The following is a 17,328-nucleotide window of genomic DNA, read 5'->3' on the forward strand; positions in this document are numbered from 1 at the left end:
CAGAGCGACACGGCGAGCACGGGCGGGAAGCCACCCGTGCGGCGCAACGCACCGCACAGTGCACCCACGCGCCTCGGCCAATCGATGCACATCCCTTCACAGCACAAGGTGTGACGCGCAACACTCGCAGGCGCATGAACGTTGCCGCCTTGGGCCGCGAAGGACCCGTGGAAGTGAGGGCAAGTCATGTCCGTTCACGACGAACTGACGTCAGTCCAGCGCAGTCTCGACGAAGTGTTCCGTTCGCTGGGACGCCTGGAGAAGCAGCTCGGCACCGGCGGCCTGGAGATGCGCCGCGTCCGTGCCGACGCCAACCACCTGCGCGAGAGCGTCGCCCTGCTGCGCGACGCCGCCGCGTCACCCGCCGCACCGATCCGCCCCGAGCTGGTCACCATCTCGGACACGCCGTACGACTCCGCCCTGTGGAGCGACTCGGACGACGAGGGGCTCGGCGCCCGGGACCGGCGCGCTCCCTGACCCGGGGAGGAGTCGAGCGCGACCGGCACCTCCCCCGAACCCGACCGGAGTCGTCACGTGGCCACTGGTACGGAACCCCCCGCCACCGAACCCAGACCTGAGAGCGGCGGTGTGCGGGGCGCTGCGCGGGCCGCGATCGCCGCCCCGCATCTGCGGACCGACCGCTGGTGGCTGGCCCCGGCCGGCACCGCGGCCGGTCTGCTCGCGTTCATCGTGTACTCGACCTGGCGGGCCTTCGCGAACGCCGACTACTACGCGGCGCCGTACGTCTCGCCCTTCTACTCCCCGTGCCTGGCGGAGAACTGCGAGCCGATGAAGGCCGGCCCGAACTGGGAGATCTTCGGGAGCTGGTGGGGCATCTCGCCCGCGATCATCATCCTGATCTTCCCGCTCGGCTTCCGCCTGACCTGCTACTACTACCGCAAGGCCTACTACCGCGGCTTCTGGGCCTCCCCGCCGGCCTGCGCGGTGGCCGAGCCGCACAAGAAGTACACCGGCGAGACCCGCTTCCCGCTGGTCCTGCAGAACATCCACCGGTACTTCTTCTACGCCGCGATCGTGGTCGCCGGAATCCTGACCTACGACACGGTGCTCGCCTTCCGCGACGAGACGTACGCCTGGGGCCACATGGGTCTCGGGACCCTCGTGTTCCTGGTCAACATCGTGCTGATCTGGGCGTACACGATCTCCTGCCATTCCTGCCGGCACATCGTCGGCGGCAAGCTCAAGCACTTCTCCCGGCATCCCGTGCGCTACCGCATGTGGCAGTGGGCGGGGAAGCTCAACGCCCGGCACATGCAGCTCGCCTGGGCGTCGCTGGTGAGCGTGGCGCTCGCCGACTTCTACGTCTACCTGGTCGCGTCGGGTGTCTTCGACGATCCGCGCTTCTTCTAGAGGGATGGGGCCTTACCGATGTCCGTGGTCGACCGGCAGGAGTGGGACGTCGTCGTGGTGGGCGCGGGCGGCGCGGGCCTGCGCGCCGCCATCGAGGCCCGTGAGCGCGGCGCCCGTACGGCCGTGATCTGCAAGTCGCTGTTCGGCAAGGCGCACACGGTGATGGCCGAGGGCGGCATCGCCGCGGCCATGGCCAACGTCAACAGCGGTGACAACTGGCAGGTGCACTTCCGCGACACCATGCGCGGCGGCAAGTTCCTCAACCAGTGGCGGATGGCCGAGCTGCACGCCCAGGAGGCGCCGCAGCGGGTGTGGGAGCTGGAGACCTGGGGGGCGCTGTTCGACCGCACCAAGGACGGCCGGATCTCCCAGCGCAACTTCGGCGGCCACGAGTACCCGCGCCTGGCCCACGTCGGCGACCGCACGGGCCTGGAGCTGATCCGCACCCTCCAGCAGAAGATCGTCTCCCTCCAGCAGGAGGACTTCCGTGAGACCGGCGACTACGAGTCCCGGCTGAAGGTCTTCCAGGAGTGCACGGTCACGCGTGTCCTGAAGGAGGGCGGACGGGTCTGCGGGGTCTTCGCCTACGAGCGCGAGTCGGGCCGCTTCTTCGTGCTGGAGGCACCGGCCGTGGTGATCGCCACCGGCGGCATCGGCAAGTCCTTCAAGGTGACGTCGAACTCGTGGGAGTACACCGGCGACGGCCACGCCCTGGCCCTGCTCGCCGGCGCTCCCCTGCTGAACATGGAGTTCGTGCAGTTCCACCCGACCGGCATGGTCTGGCCGCCGTCGGTGAAGGGCATCCTCGTCACCGAGTCGGTGCGCGGCGACGGCGGTGTGCTGCGCAACTCCGACGGCAAGCGGTTCATGTTCGACTACATCCCCGACGTCTTCAAGGACAAGTACGCCGAGACGGAGGAGGAGGGCGACCGCTGGTACGACGACCCGGACCACAACCGGCGCCCGCCCGAGCTGCTCCCCCGTGACGAGGTCGCGCGGGCGATCAACGCCGAGGTGAAGGAGGGGCGCGGCTCGCCGCACGGGGGCGTGTTCCTGGACGTGTCGACGCGGATGCCCGCCGAGGTCATCCGGCGCCGGCTGCCGTCGATGTACCACCAGTTCAAGGAGCTGGCGGATGTCGACATCACCGCGGAGGCGATGGAGGTCGGGCCCACCTGCCACTACGTGATGGGCGGGGTCGCCGTCGAGTCCGACACGGCGGCGGCGCGCGGGGTGCCCGGGCTGTACGCGGCCGGTGAGGTGGCCGGCGGCATGCACGGCTCCAACCGGCTCGGCGGCAACTCACTGTCCGACCTGCTGGTGTTCGGCCGCCGGGCGGGCCGGCACGCGGCCGAGTACGCGGCGGGGCTGTCCGGGGCGCGGCCCGTCGTGGACGACGTCCAGGTCGACGCGGCCGCCGCCGAGGCCCTGCGGCCCTTCTCGGCCGAGGCGGAGACCGAGGAGCCCTCCGGGGGCCCGCCGGAGAACCCGTACACCCTGCACCAGGAGCTCCAGCAGACGATGAACGACCTGGTCGGCATCATCCGCCGGGAGCCGGAGATGGAGCAGGCCCTGGAGAAGCTTGCCGAGCTGCGGGTGCGGGCGCGCCGGGCCGGGGTCGAGGGGCACCGGCAGTTCAACCCGGGCTGGCACCTCGCCCTGGACCTCAGGAACATGCTGCTGGTCAGTGAGTGTGTGGCGCGGGCCGCGCTGGAGCGCACCGAGTCGCGCGGCGGCCACACGCGCGAGGACCATCCGGGGATGGACCGCGCCTGGCGGCGGATCAACCTGCTGTGCGCGCTCACCGACCCGACGGGCGGCCTGGCGGCCACGGACCCGGTCCGCGGTCAGATCGAGCTCACCCGGGAGACCACCGAACCCGTCCGTGCCGACCTGCTCGCCCTGTTCGACAAGGAGGAGCTGGTCAAGTACCTCGCCGAAGAGGAGCTCTACGAATGAGCGGCTATACGGCCCACTTCAAGGTGTGGCGCGGGGACGTGAGCGGCGGCGGCCTGGAGGACTTCGAGGTCGAGGTCAACGAGGGCGAGGTGGTGCTCGACATCATCCACCGCCTCCAGGCCACCCGGACGCCCGACCTCGCCGTGCGCTGGAACTGCAAGGCGGGCAAGTGCGGTTCCTGCTCGGCGGAGATCAACGGCCGGCCGCGGCTGATGTGCATGACGCGCATGTCGGTGTTCGACCGCGAGGAGACCATCACGGTGACGCCGCTGCGGGCGTTCCCGGTCGTCCGCGACCTGGTCACCGACGTCGGCTTCAACTACACCAAGGCCAGGGAGGTCCCGGCCTTCGTGCCGCCGGCCGGTGTCGCTCCGGGCGAGTACCGGATGATGCAGGAGGACGTGGACCGCTCGCAGGAGTTCCGCAAGTGCATCGAGTGCTTCCTGTGCCAGGACACCTGCCATGTGGTCCGCGACCACGAGGAGAACAAGCAGGCGTTCGCCGGACCCCGGTTCCTGATGCGGGTGGCGGAGCTGGACATGCACCCGCTGGACGCGGCGGCGGAAACCGGCCTGGACCGCAAGACCACCGCCCAGGACGAGCACGGCCTCGGCTACTGCAACATCACCAAGTGCTGCACCGAGGTCTGCCCCGAGGGCATCAAGATCACGGACAACGCGCTGATCCCGCTGAAGGAGCGGGCGGCGGACCGCAAGTACGACCCGCTGGTGTGGCTGGGCTCGAAGATCAGGAGGCGCTCTTCGGCAGGCTGAGCGCCTGCTGGAAGTTGTGTTCCGCGATCTCCCGCATCCGGCCCGGATGCGGGAGATCGCGCTCGACGAGGGTCCTCGACGACGGCCGCGTCCGCGGGCAGGTGCGGGTGCGGGGCGGGGGGCGCCGGGTCCGGGTCACCCGACCCAGTCTTCCTTGTAGGCACGCCAGTCGGCCTCCGTGGCGGCGAAGTCGATGTACAGCGCGACGCCGAAGCGGGCCCGGTCCGCGTCCGTGCGGGTCAGGCCGAGGCGGACGCCCCGGACCGCTGCGGGGACGGTCTCGGCGTGGCCCCAGTGGGTGAAGTTGCTCTCGTAGTAGAAGGGCAGCCCCATCAGCAGGTCGGTGGAGGGCGGGGTGACCTCCAGGGCGAGGGAGGTCTGCTGGGCGACGAAGCCGCCGTAGGTGCCCTCCAGGGGCTGGGCGGTGTCGTAGGACATCAGGGCGATCTGGTCGACGCGGCGGGCGACCTGGCCGAAGAACTTCTGCGACCACCACTTGGGATGCTCGGTGAAGAGGCCGAACACGGTGTGCAGGGCCGGGAGCGGGTCGATCTGGTGGGCGGCGACGGAGAGCTGGGCGTCCCGGGAGCGGGTCTCGCGGCGCAGGGAGTCGAGCAGGGTGAGGAAGTCGCGGTCGCCGGACGGCATGGGTTCCAGGTCGAGGTGAATGCCCTCGTAGCCGGTGTCCAGGACCTGGCGGGCGGAGCGGACGACCGCCGCGCGGGTGTCCGGGTCGTTCAGGAGCATGCCCTCGCTGTCCTCGGACGCGAGGACGTCGCCGAGGAAGGCCTGCACGCGGACGCCGGGCAGTTTCTCGTGCACGGCGTCGATGAACCAGCGGGCCCTCGGATAGACCGACTTGGGGAGGGTGCCGTCGTGCTCCAGAGGGCCCGAGTGGACGTACAGGTCGCGGATGCCGGTGTCCCGCAGGCGGCGGGCCAGGGCGGTGACGTCGGCGTCCTTCTTGCGGCCGTCCACCCAGGCGTGGCCGAGCCAGAGGGCGTCGCGGTCGCGGGTGCGGGTGCCGTCGGCCGGGTCGCCCGTGTAGTTGATGCGGAGGGCTGTCAGTGCGGCCAGGAGCGGGACCAGCAGGACCAGGACCACGGCGAGCGCCGTGCGCCTGATCCAGCGGCGGCGCCGCTTGCCTTCTCCCTGGGGTGTGGGAGGGTCCTGCGCGGCGTCTTCGGCGGCCGCCTCGGCCGGGGTGGTGCCTTCCGTGCGGTCCATGCCGTCTCCCCGGTGTTGCGGATGGTGTTGCCGGGGATGACGATCAGTACGGACGTTCGGTTGCCGTCAGAACAGGCTCAGCAGCGCCTCCGCCGGATCCGTCAGGCTCGTGTCGCCGCCGGGCAGGGGCAGTTCGAACCACACCGTCTTGCCCCGGGGCGTGCGGCGGGAGCCCCACGCGGCGCTGAGGAGGCCGACCAGCTGGAGGCCGCGGCCGCCTTCGTCGGTGTCACGGGCGCGGCGCCGGCGGGGCTGGACCAGGCCGGAGTCCCAGACCTCGCAGACCAGCGTGCGGTCGAGCAGGAGACGCAAACGGATCTCGCCCTCGCCGTAGCGCAGGGCGTTGGTGACCAGCTCGCTGACCAGGAGCTCCGTGGTGTCGACCAGGGGTTCCATGTCCCAGGCGAGCAGCTGGGCGCGGGCGTACTCGCGGGCCCGGCCCACGCTGCGCGGCTCGCGCGGCAGGGTCCAGTCGCCGACGGAATCCGTGGGCAGTCCCTGTACACGTGCCATCAACAACGCGATGTCGTCCTCGCCGTGGTGGGTGTCGAGGGTGTTGAGGACGTGGTCGCAGACGTCCTCCAGCGGCTGGGTGGGGTCGGCGAGGGCGCTGACGAAGGCCTGGAGTCCCTCGTCCAGGGGGTGGTCGCGGCTTTCGACCAGTCCATCCGTGTAGAGCGCGAGCAGGGCGCCTTCGGGCAGTTCGACCTCGACCTCCTCGAAGGGCTCGCCGCCGACGCCGAGCGGCATGCCCGGCGGCACGTCCAGCATCAGTGCCGCCTCGCCCGGCTCGACCAGCACGGGCGGCAGATGGCCCGCGTTGGCGAACGTGCAGCGCCGGGTGACGGAGTCGTAGACGGCGTAGACGCAGGTGGCGAGGTACACCTCCGACAGGTCCGCCTCGCGGGGGCGGCGGGCCGCCCGGGTCGCCTGCTGCACCCCGCCGGGAGCTCCGAGGCCGCGGGCGATCTCGTCCAACTGTGAGAGCACCTCGGCCGGTTCCAGGTCGAGCTGGGCCAGGGTGCGCACCGCCGTGCGGAGTTCGCCCATGGCGACGGCGGCGCGCAGGCCCCGGCCCATGACGTCGCCGACGACCAGCGCGGTGCGGTGCCCGGGCAGTTCGATGACGTCGAACCAGTCGCCGCCGACCTCGCTGGGCCGGCCGGTGTTGACGCTGCCGGGCAGGTAACGGCAGGCGATGTCGAGGCCGGATGCCTCCGGGTCGCCGGGTGGGAGCAGGGACCGTTGCAGTATCAACGCGCGTTCGTGCTCGCGGCGGTAGAGGCGGGCGTTGTCGATGCAGACGGCGGCCCGCGCGGCCAGTTCCACGGCGAGGTCGCGGTCCCGGTCGCCGAACGGCTCGCTGCCCTTGGTGCGGGCGAACTGCACCAGCCCGACGACGGTGTCGTGGGCGACCATCGGCACCGCGAGCGTGGACTGCACGAGCCCGCCGTCCTCGCCCGGGACGGTCTGCGGGCGGGCCGTGCGCAGGGCGTCCGCACAGGGCGAGTTGAACGGGTAGTGGTGGACGGCGCCCACCGCGACGGGCACACCGGTGCCGGCGAAGGGCGCGTCGGAGACGGCGCTGGCGAAGGCGACCCGGCGCAGTTCGGCGCTGCCGTCGGCGAGCCCGGGCGGGGTCTCGTCGCCGGCCAGCAGGCCCTGGTAGAGGTCGACCGTGGCCAGGTCGCAGAAGCCGGGGACGACGACGTCGAGGAGCTGGCGGGCCGTCGTCTCCAGGTCCAGGGAGTTGCCGATGCGGGCGCCCGCCTCGTTCAGCAGGGCGAGGTTGCGCCGGGCGGCGGCGGCCTCGCGGGCGGCGGCGCGGCGGGCGGTGATGTCGATGCCGAGCCAGGCGATCCCGATGGGGCGGCCCGAACCGCTGTGCACGCGGTAGAGGTTGACGGACCAGTGGCGGCGTTCGTCGGAGCCCGGCACGAAGCCCGTGACGTGCATGTCGGTGATGGAGCTGCCGGTCTCCAGCACCCGCCGCAGCGTGGCGGCGACCCGGTCGGCCTCGCCGCGCTGGAGGTAGTCGTGGACGCCCTTGCCGCGGTGGTCGTCGGGCGCGCCGCCGAAGATGGAGGCGAACCGCTGGTTGACCCGGCGGACCCGCAGGTCGGGGTCGATCAGCAGGAAGCCGAACGGGGATTGACTGAAAATGGCCTGCGAGGCGGCGAGGTCGGTCTCGATGCTGCGCAGCGTGCGCACGTCGACGACGATGCAGACGGCTGCCTTGTCGCCCTCCTCGGTGCGCGTCGGCATGACGTACACCTCGGCGAGCCCCTCGTGGCCGCACTCGCCCTCGACACCCCGCGGCATCCGGAAGGGCACCACGCCGGTCCACTCGCGGCCGTCGAGGATCTCGGCCATCTTGCGCATACCGCGCTCGCGGTGACGCGGATCGATGAACGCCTCGATGGGATCCATGCCGACGGCGCGGTCGGCGGGGATGCCGAAGAGGTGCTCGGCACGCAGGCTCCACTGCTCGACCAGCCCGTCGGGCCCGATGGAGAAGGACGCGACCTTGATGTAGTCGTAGATGGATCCCGGGGGACTGCTCTGCCACATGGCGTCCCCCTGCGGGACCCCGTCGGCGGCGAGCGCACCTCCCACCGCGGAGGCCAGGCCGTCGGCAGCCCTCGCCCTCGCGCCCTCCGACGGGTCCTCGGACTCCGTGGACTTCGCTGGTATCTCGCTCACGCGAACCGTCCCCTCCAGCTCACCGCGTCCGGCACCGGTCACCGGGGGCGGCTGCCCGCAGTATCCAGCACTACGGTGCCGCACAACACGGTGTTCACGATCACAGCACGGTCCCGATGGTTTTCGGTCCGGACCGTGACAACACTTCCAGTCTTCTAACCAGGGGACACGTCGTCGAATCCCGAGCGTCGGCAACCGCCACTGGCCTGAACCATTCGCTCTACAGCGGTAAGACGTACGTACACCGGATTTTCACTCCGGCACCGCGAGTTCGAACCAGACGGTCTTGCCCGAGACGCCGGGCCGGGTGCCCCACCGGCGGGAGGAGGAGGCCACCAGGTGCAGTCCGCGGCCGCTCTCGTCGTCGAGCCGGGCGGCCCGTTCGCGGGGCGGGTCCGGCAGCGGGTCGGAGACCTCGACCAGGAGAACGGCGCACCGGCCGGAAGGGCGGACCAGGCGGACCCCGATGGGGCCCGTGGCGTGCCGCAGGGCGTTGGTGACCAACTCGCTGACCAGCAGTGCCGCGAGGTCCGTGAGGCTGTCGAGGCCCCAGTCGCGGAGCCGGCCGCGCACGGCCTGGCGGGCGGTGCGCACGGCGCCCGGTTCGGCGGGAAAAACCCACGCGGCGCAGTCACCTTCGGTGTCGATCACGCCGATCACTCCCCAGGCAGGAGCCCCGCCCATGTCCGAATTCATGGGGTTAATGGGCACATACCCGATATCCGGGGCGGAGTACCGCGCGGGACAGCGCACCGTGGCACGAAAGGCGTAGGGAGCGCTTCCAGGAGCACGCCATCGGGTCGCACGCCCCCGGCCGGCTTCAGGCGCCGGGCCCGTCCGGCCCGGGACCGCCCGGGCCGAGACCCTCGACGGCTCCCAGGTGGGCGAGCGCCTGCTGTACTGCCGGAACGTCCTGGTCGAGCCAGGGCACGTCCCAGATCTCGCCGGGGCCGAGCCAGCGCAGTTCGTCGTGGTCCTGCAAGGGCTCGGGGGGCGCGGAGCCGGGTCGCAGCCGGGCGGTCCACACGTGCAGGACGTAGGGCGCCCTGAGGGGCCACTCCCCCGGGACGCGGCCGTCCACCTCGGCGTCGACGCCGAGTTCCTCGCGCAACTCCCGCGCGAGCGCCGCGTCGGCCGTCTCCCCGGGCTCGACCTTGCCGCCGGGCAGTTCCCAGCGCCCGGCCAGCTCGGCGGGCGCACTGCGCCGGGCGGCCAGCAGCCGCCCGTCCTCGACCAGCGCGGCCCCTACGACGATCCGCTCACTCATGCGGGGAGCCTACGGGAGCCGCACCGGCGCCCCGGGGACCTCCCCGGGTGCTCCCGCGGGGTCAGTCGTGCGCCACGGCCGGCCCGTTCTGGCCGAGCCGCTCGACCCAGTAGAGCTGCTTGTGGCCGCGACCGTCGAGGCTGTCCGCGATCTTCTGGGCCTCGGCCCGGGTCGCGTACCGGCCCACTCGGTAGCGGTTGCCGTTGTCGTCCTCTCGTATCACGAGCCAGGGAAGAGTGACCGTGCTGTCGTTCATCGCGCCCCTCCACTTCCCACCCGCGGCCTGTGCCGTACCCCACCAGCTAAGGAAACCGCAATGCGCATATGCCCGACCCTACGCCCAACCTTCACGGAGCGAATACGGCTTTTCACAAAGAGGTACGCAACCAGCCAGAACCCGGGGGGCGCACGGCGACGAACGCGCCGTGCGTGCACCTCGGTGCAACCGGCCGGAGGCATACCGCATACACGCCCGTCGACCTGCACACATGACGAACGCCCGCGGGACCTGCGCCACCCCGCCCCGCGACGGTCCGTCCGGCGAAGGTGTGAGCGGGGCGCGCGGGGAGCGCACCGCGGGGCGGATGTGAGCGCGGGCTACTTGACCGGAAGGTGGTAGGCGACCCGGTACCGGTCGGCGGGGATGACCACGTCGGCCGTCTCGACCGGGCGGCCCGAGGCGTAGAACGTGCGCTGGACGACCAGGACCACATGACCCGGGACGCCGCCCAGGACGAGCAGTTCCTCGGCGAGGCCGGGCCGGGCGCCGACCTCCTCCGTGACGTTGTCCACGACCACGTCGATGGCGCGCATGCGCTCGACGACGCCCATGCCGCCGACCGGCCCCTCCTCCGGCAGCATCACGGGGGTCCGGCCCGTCAGGGCGAGGGGCTCCCAGGACGTGGAGAGCATCATCGCCTCACCGCCCTCGCGGTAGAGGTACCGCGTGCACATGACCCGCTCACCCGGCTCGATGCCCAGCCGCTCGGCGACCGCGACACTCGCCTCGGACTGCTCGCTGCTGGACTCCCAGGTGCCGCGGCCCTCGCCGTCGGCCTGCTCCTGGCGGAACGGGGTGGCCCCGCCCGTCGGGCGGTAGCCGGAGCGGGAGATGCGCCGGGGCACGGGCCGCTCGCGCACATACGTCCCCGAGCCGGAGCGGCCCTCGACCAGGCCTTCCGCCATGAGCACCTTGCGGGCCTCCAGCGCGACGGTGTCCGAGACCCCGTACTCCTGGCGGATTCTGGCCTGGGAGGGCAGGCGGGTGTGCGGTGGCAGCTGACCGTCGACGATCTTCTGGCGGAGATCACCCGCGACGCGCAGGTACGCCGGCTGCTCACCGAATGTCACTGGCCGCTCCCATCAGGTTGTACAGACAGCAACAGCGTGGCAACCGTAGGTTCCGCGGTGCAAGCAAAGGCCAGAGAATCACTCGATGTGATGACATGGTGGCCCTGAGGGCTTTACGCAGGCGGTTTCTCCCCGCTATGGCGGCCGTCACACCTCCGCTTCGGGGTCCCCGTTCTCGTCCTCCCCGGGAACCGGCGGGGTCGTCGCCAGCCCGAGGGCCTTGCGCGCGGTGACGGTCGCCGGGCCGTCCACGAAGCCGTACGCCTTGTCGTAGTGCGTGTAGTACGTGTCGGCGTCACCGGCGGTGCTCGCCTTCCGCCACTCCCCCCGGGCGTCCTCCAGGTCCTCGACCAGACCGGCGACGGGCTTGCGGGCACCGGCCGGCCAGGCGTGCCCGCGCAGCGCCTCGACCTGCTCGCCGAGCACGTCGTGGACCTGGGCCGCCCAGGCCCTGTGGGCGGCGAGGTCGTCGTCGGGGGTCTTCTCGGGCTCCTCGTAGAGCGCCGTGTCGAGGGCGTTGGCCGTCGACAGGAAGACGACCTGGTCGGTGCCGAGCGTGGTGGGGTCGCCGCGCAGGGAGCCGGTCAGCTTGATCCCGGCCTCGGTGTCGCCGAAGAGGCAGGTGATCGCGCGGTCGCCGAAGCGCCAGCTCACCCGGGAGGGCAGCAGGTAGTACACGTCGACATCGGCCGGCATGGCCCAGGTGTCCATCGCGTACTGGTCCTGGAGGGCGTAGCACTTCTCGCCGGCGATGCGGGTGATCTTCGCGTCGCCCGGGAAGGCGCCGCCCGGCAGCGTGACGACCGCGAACACCTCGCCGTCGTGCCGCCCTTCACACGGCACCCGGTCGATGTCGTAGGTGTCGCCGTCCAGCCCGCCGGGCGCGTCGAAGCAGTCGCCCTTGGCCAGCGAGAGGATCTCATCGCCCCGCGCGCCGTCCTTGAAGCCCTCCCAGACCTCGGACGCGGCTCCCGTGGTCAGCACGACCGCCCACAGCACGATCCCTGCGGACGACAGCACCGACCCGGCGATCGCCATGCCCCGGCCGCTCTGCCCGGACCGCCGGATCTGCCACAGCGCGATCAGCCCCAGCACGAGCCCGGCGGCGGGCAGGAAGCAGAGCACGCCCAGCACGAGGGAGGCGACGGCCAGGGCGTTGACGGAGACCGGGGTGCCGTACGGACGCCCGGCGGGTCCGTACGGGCCGTGTGCCTGCGGCCGGTTGACGGAGGGCGGGCCGTACGGGTTTCCGGGGGGCGGCGGTATCGACACGGGTACGGTGCTCCTGACTGTGACGGTGGGCGGGTCCGTCGTACGGCTGGGCGCATCGTAGGGGGCGGACGACGGGCGCCGGAACGCGGTCGACGGGCACGGCGGTACGGGCGGCGAACCGGTTGACGGCCCGGTGGGCCTCGGAGGTCCGCGCGGGCACGGTCTTCTCGGCGGCGGGGCTCCGGCCGCTGCTGGCGCTCCTCGCGGACGGGGCGGCGGGCGCGGCCCGCGAGGAGCTGGAGGAGGCGCTGAGCCTGCCGGCCCGTCAGGCGGTGCGGGTCGTGATCGACAGGACCGGCATCATCGTGTCCGTCGGCCGCAACTGAGCCCGTCCCGAGAGGCGAAGCATGCACATCGAGTACGACCGCGAGAACGACACCGCGTATGTCTCTCTCGTCGCACACATCGCGGGCGGCGCCGCCGTCCGGCAGATCCCCGTCGAGGGATTCGGGGCGGGCGCCGAAGTGTTGCTTGACGTGGACGAGTCGGGGCGGCTGCTCGGCATCGAGGTAATCGGTGCGGGTGGGGCCCTGCCGGTTGAGGTACTGGAGCAGTCCGCCACGGGCTGAGACGCGGGGGCGCCGGGCCGGTACCCCGGACGGCCGGCCCGAGATGCCACCGCTCGTGCTCGCCGGCGAGCGCACGCCCCGTCATGGCCGGCCGATCGGCCCGAGTGACACCGTCATCGTCCTGTCGGCCCCCGGGCGACGGCCCCGGCCTCCCGCCCCCGCGGGGCCCCCTCGCGGCTGACGGGGTGTCACACAGGGGCTGCCGGTCCGTGCAGGACCCTTGTGCAATTCCTGTGGAGGCCTCAATCTTTCGCTGACGCACAGGAGTAGCCGCTGGATTGACATGGCCATGACCCATTGGCCTCATCGGCGGCGACCGACGGGCGTGCACCACACCCCACAGCGCACCACCGATTGAGGAGGACCCCTCAGATGGCAGTGATGCGTACTCCCCACAGAGCCTCCCGGCGAAGACTGGCCGCGCTCGGCGCGACGGCCACCGCGGCGCTCGTCGCGAGCCTCGTCTCCGCCCTCCCCGCCGGCGCCGCCCCGGCCGCCACCGAAGGGCGTATCCAGTACGAGGGCGCCGCGAACGCCGTCGCCGGCAGCTACGTCGTCACCCTGAAGTCGGAGAAGGCCGCTTCCGCCGAAGGCCGCGCGCTCGCCCGCAGGTACGGCGCCGACATCGAGCGGACGTACACCAAGGCCCTGAACGGCTACGAGGTCGAGGCGTCCGAGTCCGAGGCGAAACGTCTCGCCGCCGATCCGGCCGTCGCCTCCGTCGTGCAGAACCGGACGTTCTCCATCACCGGGACGCAGCCCAGCCCGCCGTCCTGGGGCCTGGACCGCATCGACCAGAAGAGCCTGCCGCTGAACAGCTCGTACACCTACCCGGACTCCGCCGGCGAGGGCGTCACCGCGTACGTCATCGACACCGGCGTCCGCATCACGCACGGCGACTTCGGCGGCCGCGCCTCCTACGGCTACGACGCCGTCGACAACGACAACACCGCCCAGGACGGCCACGGCCACGGCACGCACGTCGCCGGCACGGTCGCCGGAAGCGCCTACGGCGTGGCCAAGAAGGCCAAGGTCGTCGGCGTGCGGGTGCTGAACAACTCCGGCCAGGGCACCACCGCCCAGGTCGTCGCCGGCATCGACTGGGTCGCCCGGAACGCGGTCAAGCCCGCCGTCGCCAACATGTCCCTCGGCGGCCCCGGCGACACGGCCATCGACACGGCCGTGCGCAACGCCATCACCTCCGGCGTCACCTTCGTGGTCGCGGCCGGCAACGAGTCCACCAACGCCTCCACCCGGTCCCCCGCCCGCGTCACCGAAGCCGTCACGGTCGGCGCCACGACGTCGAGCGACGCCAAGGCGAGCTACTCCAACTACGGCACCGTCCTGGACCTCTTCGCGCCCGGCTCGTCCATCACCTCGGCCTGGAGCACGGGCGACTCGGCGACCAACACCATCTCCGGCACGTCGATGGCGAGCCCGCACGTCGCCGGCGCCGCCGCCCTGCACCTGGCCGCCAACCCCACGGCCACGCCCGCACAGGTCTCCGCCGCGCTGACGTCCGCCGCCACCACCGGCGTCGTCACCAGCCCCGGCACCGGTTCACCCAACCGCCTCCTGTACGTCGGCGGCGGCACGACCACCCCGCCCGGCCCGCGCTTCGAGAACACCGCCGACCAGGCCATCGCCGACAACGCCACCGCCGAGTCCCCGGTGACGGTCTCCGGCGTCTCCGGCAACGCCCCCTCGGCCCTGGCCGTCGAGGTGCACATCGTCCACACCTACATCGGTGACCTCCAGGTCCAGCTGATCGCCCCCGACGGCACGGCGTACACGCTGAAGGCGTACGGCACCGGCGGCAGTGCGGACAACATCGACACCACGTACACCGTGAACGCCTCCTCGGAGGCCGCGAACGGCACGTGGAAGCTGCGCGTGAGCGACAACGCCCGCTACGACACCGGACGGATCGACGCCTGGGCGCTCCAGTTCTGACGTCGGTGACCTCAGTGACCTGAGCGCAGGGGGCCGGGCTCGTGACGAGTCCGGCCCCCTCCGGGTACGCGACGAGCCCTCAGCCCGGTTCCCGGCGGAGCACGGCCAGTTCCGCGTTCATCTCGGCGAGGAACCGGACGACCACCTCCAGCTCCCCGGGGCTGAAACGGCTCCGGGCCGCGTCGGTGCTCCGCGCCAGGGGGCGGAAGTAGTCCCGGGCCAGGCCCCTGGCCGCGTCGGCGTAGTGCAGGTGCACCACCCGGCGGTCGCCGGCGTCCCGGACGCGGCGGATGTGCCCGGCCCGCTCCAGCCGGTCGAGGCACGCGGTCACCGCGCCGGACGTGAGATTGAGCTGCCCCCGCAGACGGCCCGGCGTCATGGGCTCGCCCCCGGCCTCCGGGTCGGAGTCGGCGTCGAGGATCGCGATCAGGGCCTGCATGTCGGTGAGGTGCAGCCCCTGCGCCTGGGCGAACTCCTGGGCGATGCGGTTGAACTCGCTGTTCATCCGGCGCAACAGAACGGCGAAGGACTGCAACCCCGTGGGGTCGTCCGCCGGAAGAGATGCCGTGGGTGCACCGGAGCCGCTCATCCCCCCAGCCTAGTATCTCTCAATGATTGAGATACTTTATGAGTGAGTTACTTCTCCGGTGACTCACTTCCTACGGCTTGGGATGCGCATGAGTACCGCACAGCGTTGGGCCCGGCGGCTCGTACCGCTCGTTCTGCTGCTCGTCTGGCTGGGGGTGGGCGGAACGCTCGGTCCCTATGCGGGCAAGCTCGGCGAGGTGGCCACCAACGACCAGGCCGCCTTCCTGCCGCGCAGCGCCGAATCCACCCGGGTGCTCGAAGCCCGCGCGGCCTTCGACCGGTCCGAGACCGTGCCGGCCATCGTGGTCTGGACGGCGGACGGGGAGCGGATCACGAAGGAGCGGCAGGCCGAGGCGGGCCGCGCCGTCGCCGCGCTCGCCGGGAAGCCCGGCGTCGTGGGCCGCCCGTCGCCCGCCCTGCTCTCCGACGACCGCGAGGCGATACAGGCCGTCGTCCAGCTGGAGCCCGACCTCGGCGACGAACTGCCCACGGTCCTCGACGCGGTGCGCGAGGCGGCCCGGGCGGTGCCGGACACCACGGCGCGGATCGCCGGCCCCGCGGCCAGTCAGGCCGACCTGTCGGACGCGTTCGCCGGCATCGACGGACTGCTGCTGGGCGTGGCCCTCGGCGCCGTGCTGCTGATCCTGCTGCTGGTGTACCGGAGCGTCCTGCTGCCGTTCCTGATCATCCTGGGGTCCGTCTTCGCGCTCGGCCTGGCCTGCGCGGTGGTCTATGCGCTGGCCGAACGGGACGTGGTCCGGGTCGACGGGCAGGTGCAGGGCATCCTGTCGATCCTGGTGATCGGTGCCGCCACCGACTACGCCCTGCTGCTGGCCGCGCGCTTCCGCGAGGAACTCGCCCTGCGCGGGGACCGCTTCGGGGCCGCGGTGGCCGCCGTACGCCGTTCGTTCGGGGCGATCACCGCCAGCGCCGCGACCGTGGCGCTCGGGCTGCTGGCCCTGCTCGCCAGCGACCTCACCAACAACCGCGCCCTCGGGCCGGTCGGCGCCATCGGCATCGTCTGCGCCGTGCTGACCACGCTCACCTTCCTGCCGGCCACGCTGGCCCTGCTGGGCCGCGCCGCCTACTGGCCGTCCCGGCCGAAGCCGCCGGAGGAGTCCGGGGAGGGCACCGGCGTGTGGCGCCGGGTCGCGAGGACGGTGAACGGCCGGCCGCGGCGGACCTGGGCGGTGACGGCGCTCGTGCTGGCCGTCTTCGCGGCCTTCTCGCCGTCCCTGTCCTCCAAGGGCGTGCCGCTCGACGAGATCTTCGTGAACGACGCGCCCTCGGTGGCCGCGCAGGCGACGCTCGGCGAGCACTTCCCCGGCGGGTCCGGCAACCCGGCCGTCATCATCGCCGACGCCGGCCGGGCCGCCGAGGTGACGGCCGCCGCACGCAGCACCGAGGGCGTGGCCGCCGCCGGCGCCGTCTCCGCCTCCGGACGGCCCGGGGCGGGCGAGCCGCTCGCCGTCGACGGGCGGGTGCGCATCGACGCCACCCTGGAGGCCGCCGCGGACAGCGACGCGGCCAAGGAGACCGTCGAGCGGCTGCGCACGCGGGTGCACGCGGTGCCCGGGGCGGACGCCCTGGTCGGCGGGTACACGGCGCAGCAGTACGACACCCAGCAGACCGCCGCCCGGGACCGGACGGTCATCGTGCCGATCGTGCTCGCCGTCATCCTGCTGATCCTGATGCTGCTGCTGCGTTCGCTCCTCGTGCCGGTGCTGCTGGTCGCGACCGTGGGGCTCAACTTCCTGGCGACGCTGGGCGTCTCGGCGCTGGTCTTCCAGCACCTCCTCGGGTTCAGCGGGACGGACGCCTCGGTGCCGCTGTACGGCTTCGTGTTCCTGGTGGCGCTCGGTGTCGACTACAACATCTTCCTGATGTCCCGGGTCCGGGAGGAGGCGCTCGCGCACGGCAACCGGCAGGGGGTGCTGCGCGGGCTGACCACCACCGGCGGGGTGATCACCTCGGCGGGTGTGGTGCTCGCCGCCACGTTCGCGGCACTGATGGTGATCCCCCTGGCGTTCCTGGTGCAGATCGCCTTCATCGTCGCCTTCGGGGTGCTGCTCGACACGCTCGTGGTGCGCTCGCTGCTGGTGCCCGCGCTGATGATCGACATCGGGCCCCGGGCCTGGTGGCCGAGCGCCCTCGCCCGCGACAGGCCGCCGGCGCCCGGCGACGGTACTCCCTCCGGCTGAACCGTCCGCGTCACCCGTGTCGTGCATCCGCCGGGCGCCCCGAGCGGGAAAGGTTCACGTCGGGGCCCGGCGCGCTCCGGCAGCGCGGCGACGGT

The 17,328-nt window shown here is 72.1% G+C and carries 17 protein-coding genes; 8 read left to right on the forward strand and 9 right to left on the reverse strand.

Annotated features, from left to right (window positions below):
• The first annotated feature begins 186 nt into the window (after window positions 1–186).
• The 4 genes from GTY56_RS27150 to GTY56_RS27165 are packed head-to-tail and all read left to right on the forward strand — an operon-like array spanning window position 187 to window position 4,103.
• Window positions 187–477, forward strand: a complete 291-nt coding sequence (locus GTY56_RS27150) for an Rv0250c family protein (protein WP_161367940.1) — start codon at window positions 187–189, stop codon at window positions 475–477.
• Between the two features lie 57 nt (window positions 478–534).
• Complete coding sequence (sdhC, locus tag GTY56_RS27155; protein ID WP_161367941.1) at window positions 535–1,371, forward strand: succinate dehydrogenase subunit SdhC; 837 nt, start codon at window positions 535–537, stop codon at window positions 1,369–1,371.
• Window positions 1,372–1,389: 18 nt separating this feature from the next.
• The gene (locus tag GTY56_RS27160) at window positions 1,390–3,330 is read left to right on the forward strand and encodes a fumarate reductase/succinate dehydrogenase flavoprotein subunit (RefSeq protein WP_161367942.1); all 1,941 of its coding nucleotides are present in this window, start codon (window positions 1,390–1,392) and stop codon (window positions 3,328–3,330) included.
• The gene (locus GTY56_RS27165; RefSeq protein ID WP_161367943.1) at window positions 3,327–4,103 is read left to right on the forward strand and encodes a succinate dehydrogenase/fumarate reductase iron-sulfur subunit; all 777 of its coding nucleotides are present in this window, start codon (window positions 3,327–3,329) and stop codon (window positions 4,101–4,103) included. Before GTY56_RS27160 ends, GTY56_RS27165 begins: the two co-directional genes overlap by 4 nt.
• On the opposite strand, the gene GTY56_RS27170 is transcribed toward GTY56_RS27165, so the two are convergent.
• The 8 genes from GTY56_RS27170 to GTY56_RS27205 form a co-directional block, all read right to left on the reverse strand.
• A complete protein-coding gene (locus GTY56_RS27170) occupies window positions 4,078–4,242 on the reverse strand; it encodes a hypothetical protein (RefSeq protein WP_161367944.1) in 165 nt (54 codons plus the stop codon). The two genes, GTY56_RS27165 and GTY56_RS27170, sit on opposite strands and share 26 nt — an antisense overlap.
• The gene (locus GTY56_RS27175) at window positions 4,239–5,330 is read right to left on the reverse strand and encodes a glycoside hydrolase family 18 protein (protein WP_161367945.1); all 1,092 of its coding nucleotides are present in this window, start codon (window positions 5,328–5,330) and stop codon (window positions 4,239–4,241) included. Before GTY56_RS27175 ends, GTY56_RS27170 begins: the two co-directional genes overlap by 4 nt.
• Before the next feature lie 66 nt (window positions 5,331–5,396).
• Window positions 5,397–8,033 carry a SpoIIE family protein phosphatase gene (locus GTY56_RS27180; RefSeq protein ID WP_161367946.1) on the reverse strand — a complete coding sequence of 879 codons (2,637 nt, stop codon included), beginning with the start codon at window positions 8,031–8,033 and terminating at the stop codon, window positions 5,397–5,399.
• A 252-nt stretch (window positions 8,034–8,285) separates the two neighbouring features.
• Entirely contained in the window at window positions 8,286–8,729 is a 444-nt protein-coding gene (locus tag GTY56_RS27185) for an ATP-binding protein (RefSeq protein ID WP_161367947.1), read from the reverse strand.
• Window positions 8,730–8,853: 124 nt separating this feature from the next.
• A complete protein-coding gene (locus GTY56_RS27190) occupies window positions 8,854–9,300 on the reverse strand; it encodes a (deoxy)nucleoside triphosphate pyrophosphohydrolase (RefSeq protein ID WP_161367948.1) in 447 nt (148 codons plus the stop codon).
• A gap of 61 nt (window positions 9,301–9,361) precedes the next feature.
• Window positions 9,362–9,556, reverse strand: coding sequence for an SPOR domain-containing protein (locus GTY56_RS27195; protein ID WP_033311135.1), 195 nt, complete (start codon window positions 9,554–9,556; stop codon window positions 9,362–9,364).
• Between the two features lie 341 nt (window positions 9,557–9,897).
• Complete coding sequence (locus GTY56_RS27200; RefSeq protein WP_161367949.1) at window positions 9,898–10,650, reverse strand: GntR family transcriptional regulator; 753 nt, start codon at window positions 10,648–10,650, stop codon at window positions 9,898–9,900.
• A 147-nt stretch (window positions 10,651–10,797) separates the two neighbouring features.
• On the reverse strand, window positions 10,798–11,922 hold the full coding sequence (locus GTY56_RS27205) for a DUF4190 domain-containing protein (protein ID WP_161367950.1): 1,125 nt from the start codon (window positions 11,920–11,922) through the stop codon (window positions 10,798–10,800).
• 122 nt (window positions 11,923–12,044) lie between these two features.
• Between GTY56_RS27205 and GTY56_RS27210 the strand changes: the two genes are divergently transcribed.
• From GTY56_RS27210 to GTY56_RS27220, 3 genes are all read left to right on the forward strand, one after another.
• Window positions 12,045–12,248 (forward strand): hypothetical protein, encoded by a 204-nt coding sequence (locus GTY56_RS27210; protein WP_524540150.1) that lies wholly within the window; start codon window positions 12,045–12,047, stop codon window positions 12,246–12,248.
• A gap of 21 nt (window positions 12,249–12,269) precedes the next feature.
• Window positions 12,270–12,491, forward strand: a complete 222-nt coding sequence (locus tag GTY56_RS27215; protein ID WP_161367951.1) for a DUF2283 domain-containing protein — start codon at window positions 12,270–12,272, stop codon at window positions 12,489–12,491.
• Window positions 12,492–12,863: 372 nt separating this feature from the next.
• Window positions 12,864–14,444: a S8 family peptidase gene (locus GTY56_RS27220; protein ID WP_161367952.1), complete on the forward strand. Its 1,581-nt coding sequence runs from the start codon at window positions 12,864–12,866 to the stop codon at window positions 14,442–14,444.
• Between the two features lie 79 nt (window positions 14,445–14,523).
• Here the strand turns inward: GTY56_RS27220 and GTY56_RS27225 are convergent, their stop codons facing one another.
• Window positions 14,524–15,033, reverse strand: a complete 510-nt coding sequence (locus tag GTY56_RS27225; RefSeq protein ID WP_202510799.1) for a MarR family winged helix-turn-helix transcriptional regulator — start codon at window positions 15,031–15,033, stop codon at window positions 14,524–14,526.
• Between the two features lie 88 nt (window positions 15,034–15,121).
• Between GTY56_RS27225 and GTY56_RS27230 the strand changes: the two genes are divergently transcribed.
• Window positions 15,122–17,233, forward strand: coding sequence for an MMPL family transporter (locus GTY56_RS27230; RefSeq protein WP_161367953.1), 2,112 nt, complete (start codon window positions 15,122–15,124; stop codon window positions 17,231–17,233).
• Window positions 17,234–17,328: the final 95 nt, after the last annotated feature.

Source organism: Streptomyces sp. SID5643 (assembly GCF_009872555.1).
Lineage (GTDB): Bacteria > Actinomycetota > Actinomycetes > Streptomycetales > Streptomycetaceae > Streptomyces > Streptomyces iakyrus.

What these genes read in the sequence shown, in the direction of transcription:
- GTY56_RS27185 (WP_161367947.1), bottom strand. Translation starts at nt 8,729, where the DNA reads ATGAATTCGGACATGGGCGGGGCTCCTGCCTGGGGAGTGATCGGCGTG.
- GTY56_RS27160 (WP_161367942.1), top strand. Translation starts at nt 1,390, where the DNA reads ATGTCCGTGGTCGACCGGCAGGAGTGGGACGTCGTCGTGGTGGGCGCG.
- GTY56_RS27230 (WP_161367953.1), top strand. Translation starts at nt 15,122, where the DNA reads ATGAGTACCGCACAGCGTTGGGCCCGGCGGCTCGTACCGCTCGTTCTG.
- GTY56_RS27190 (WP_161367948.1), bottom strand. Translation starts at nt 9,300, where the DNA reads ATGAGTGAGCGGATCGTCGTAGGGGCCGCGCTGGTCGAGGACGGGCGG.
- GTY56_RS27150 (WP_161367940.1), top strand. Translation starts at nt 187, where the DNA reads ATGTCCGTTCACGACGAACTGACGTCAGTCCAGCGCAGTCTCGACGAA.
- GTY56_RS27195 (WP_033311135.1), bottom strand. Translation starts at nt 9,556, where the DNA reads ATGAACGACAGCACGGTCACTCTTCCCTGGCTCGTGATACGAGAGGAC.
- GTY56_RS27220 (WP_161367952.1), top strand. Translation starts at nt 12,864, where the DNA reads ATGGCAGTGATGCGTACTCCCCACAGAGCCTCCCGGCGAAGACTGGCC.
- GTY56_RS27165 (WP_161367943.1), top strand. Translation starts at nt 3,327, where the DNA reads ATGAGCGGCTATACGGCCCACTTCAAGGTGTGGCGCGGGGACGTGAGC.
- GTY56_RS27175 (WP_161367945.1), bottom strand. Translation starts at nt 5,330, where the DNA reads ATGGACCGCACGGAAGGCACCACCCCGGCCGAGGCGGCCGCCGAAGAC.
- GTY56_RS27215 (WP_161367951.1), top strand. Translation starts at nt 12,270, where the DNA reads ATGCACATCGAGTACGACCGCGAGAACGACACCGCGTATGTCTCTCTC.
- GTY56_RS27225 (WP_202510799.1), bottom strand. Translation starts at nt 15,033, where the DNA reads ATGAGCGGCTCCGGTGCACCCACGGCATCTCTTCCGGCGGACGACCCC.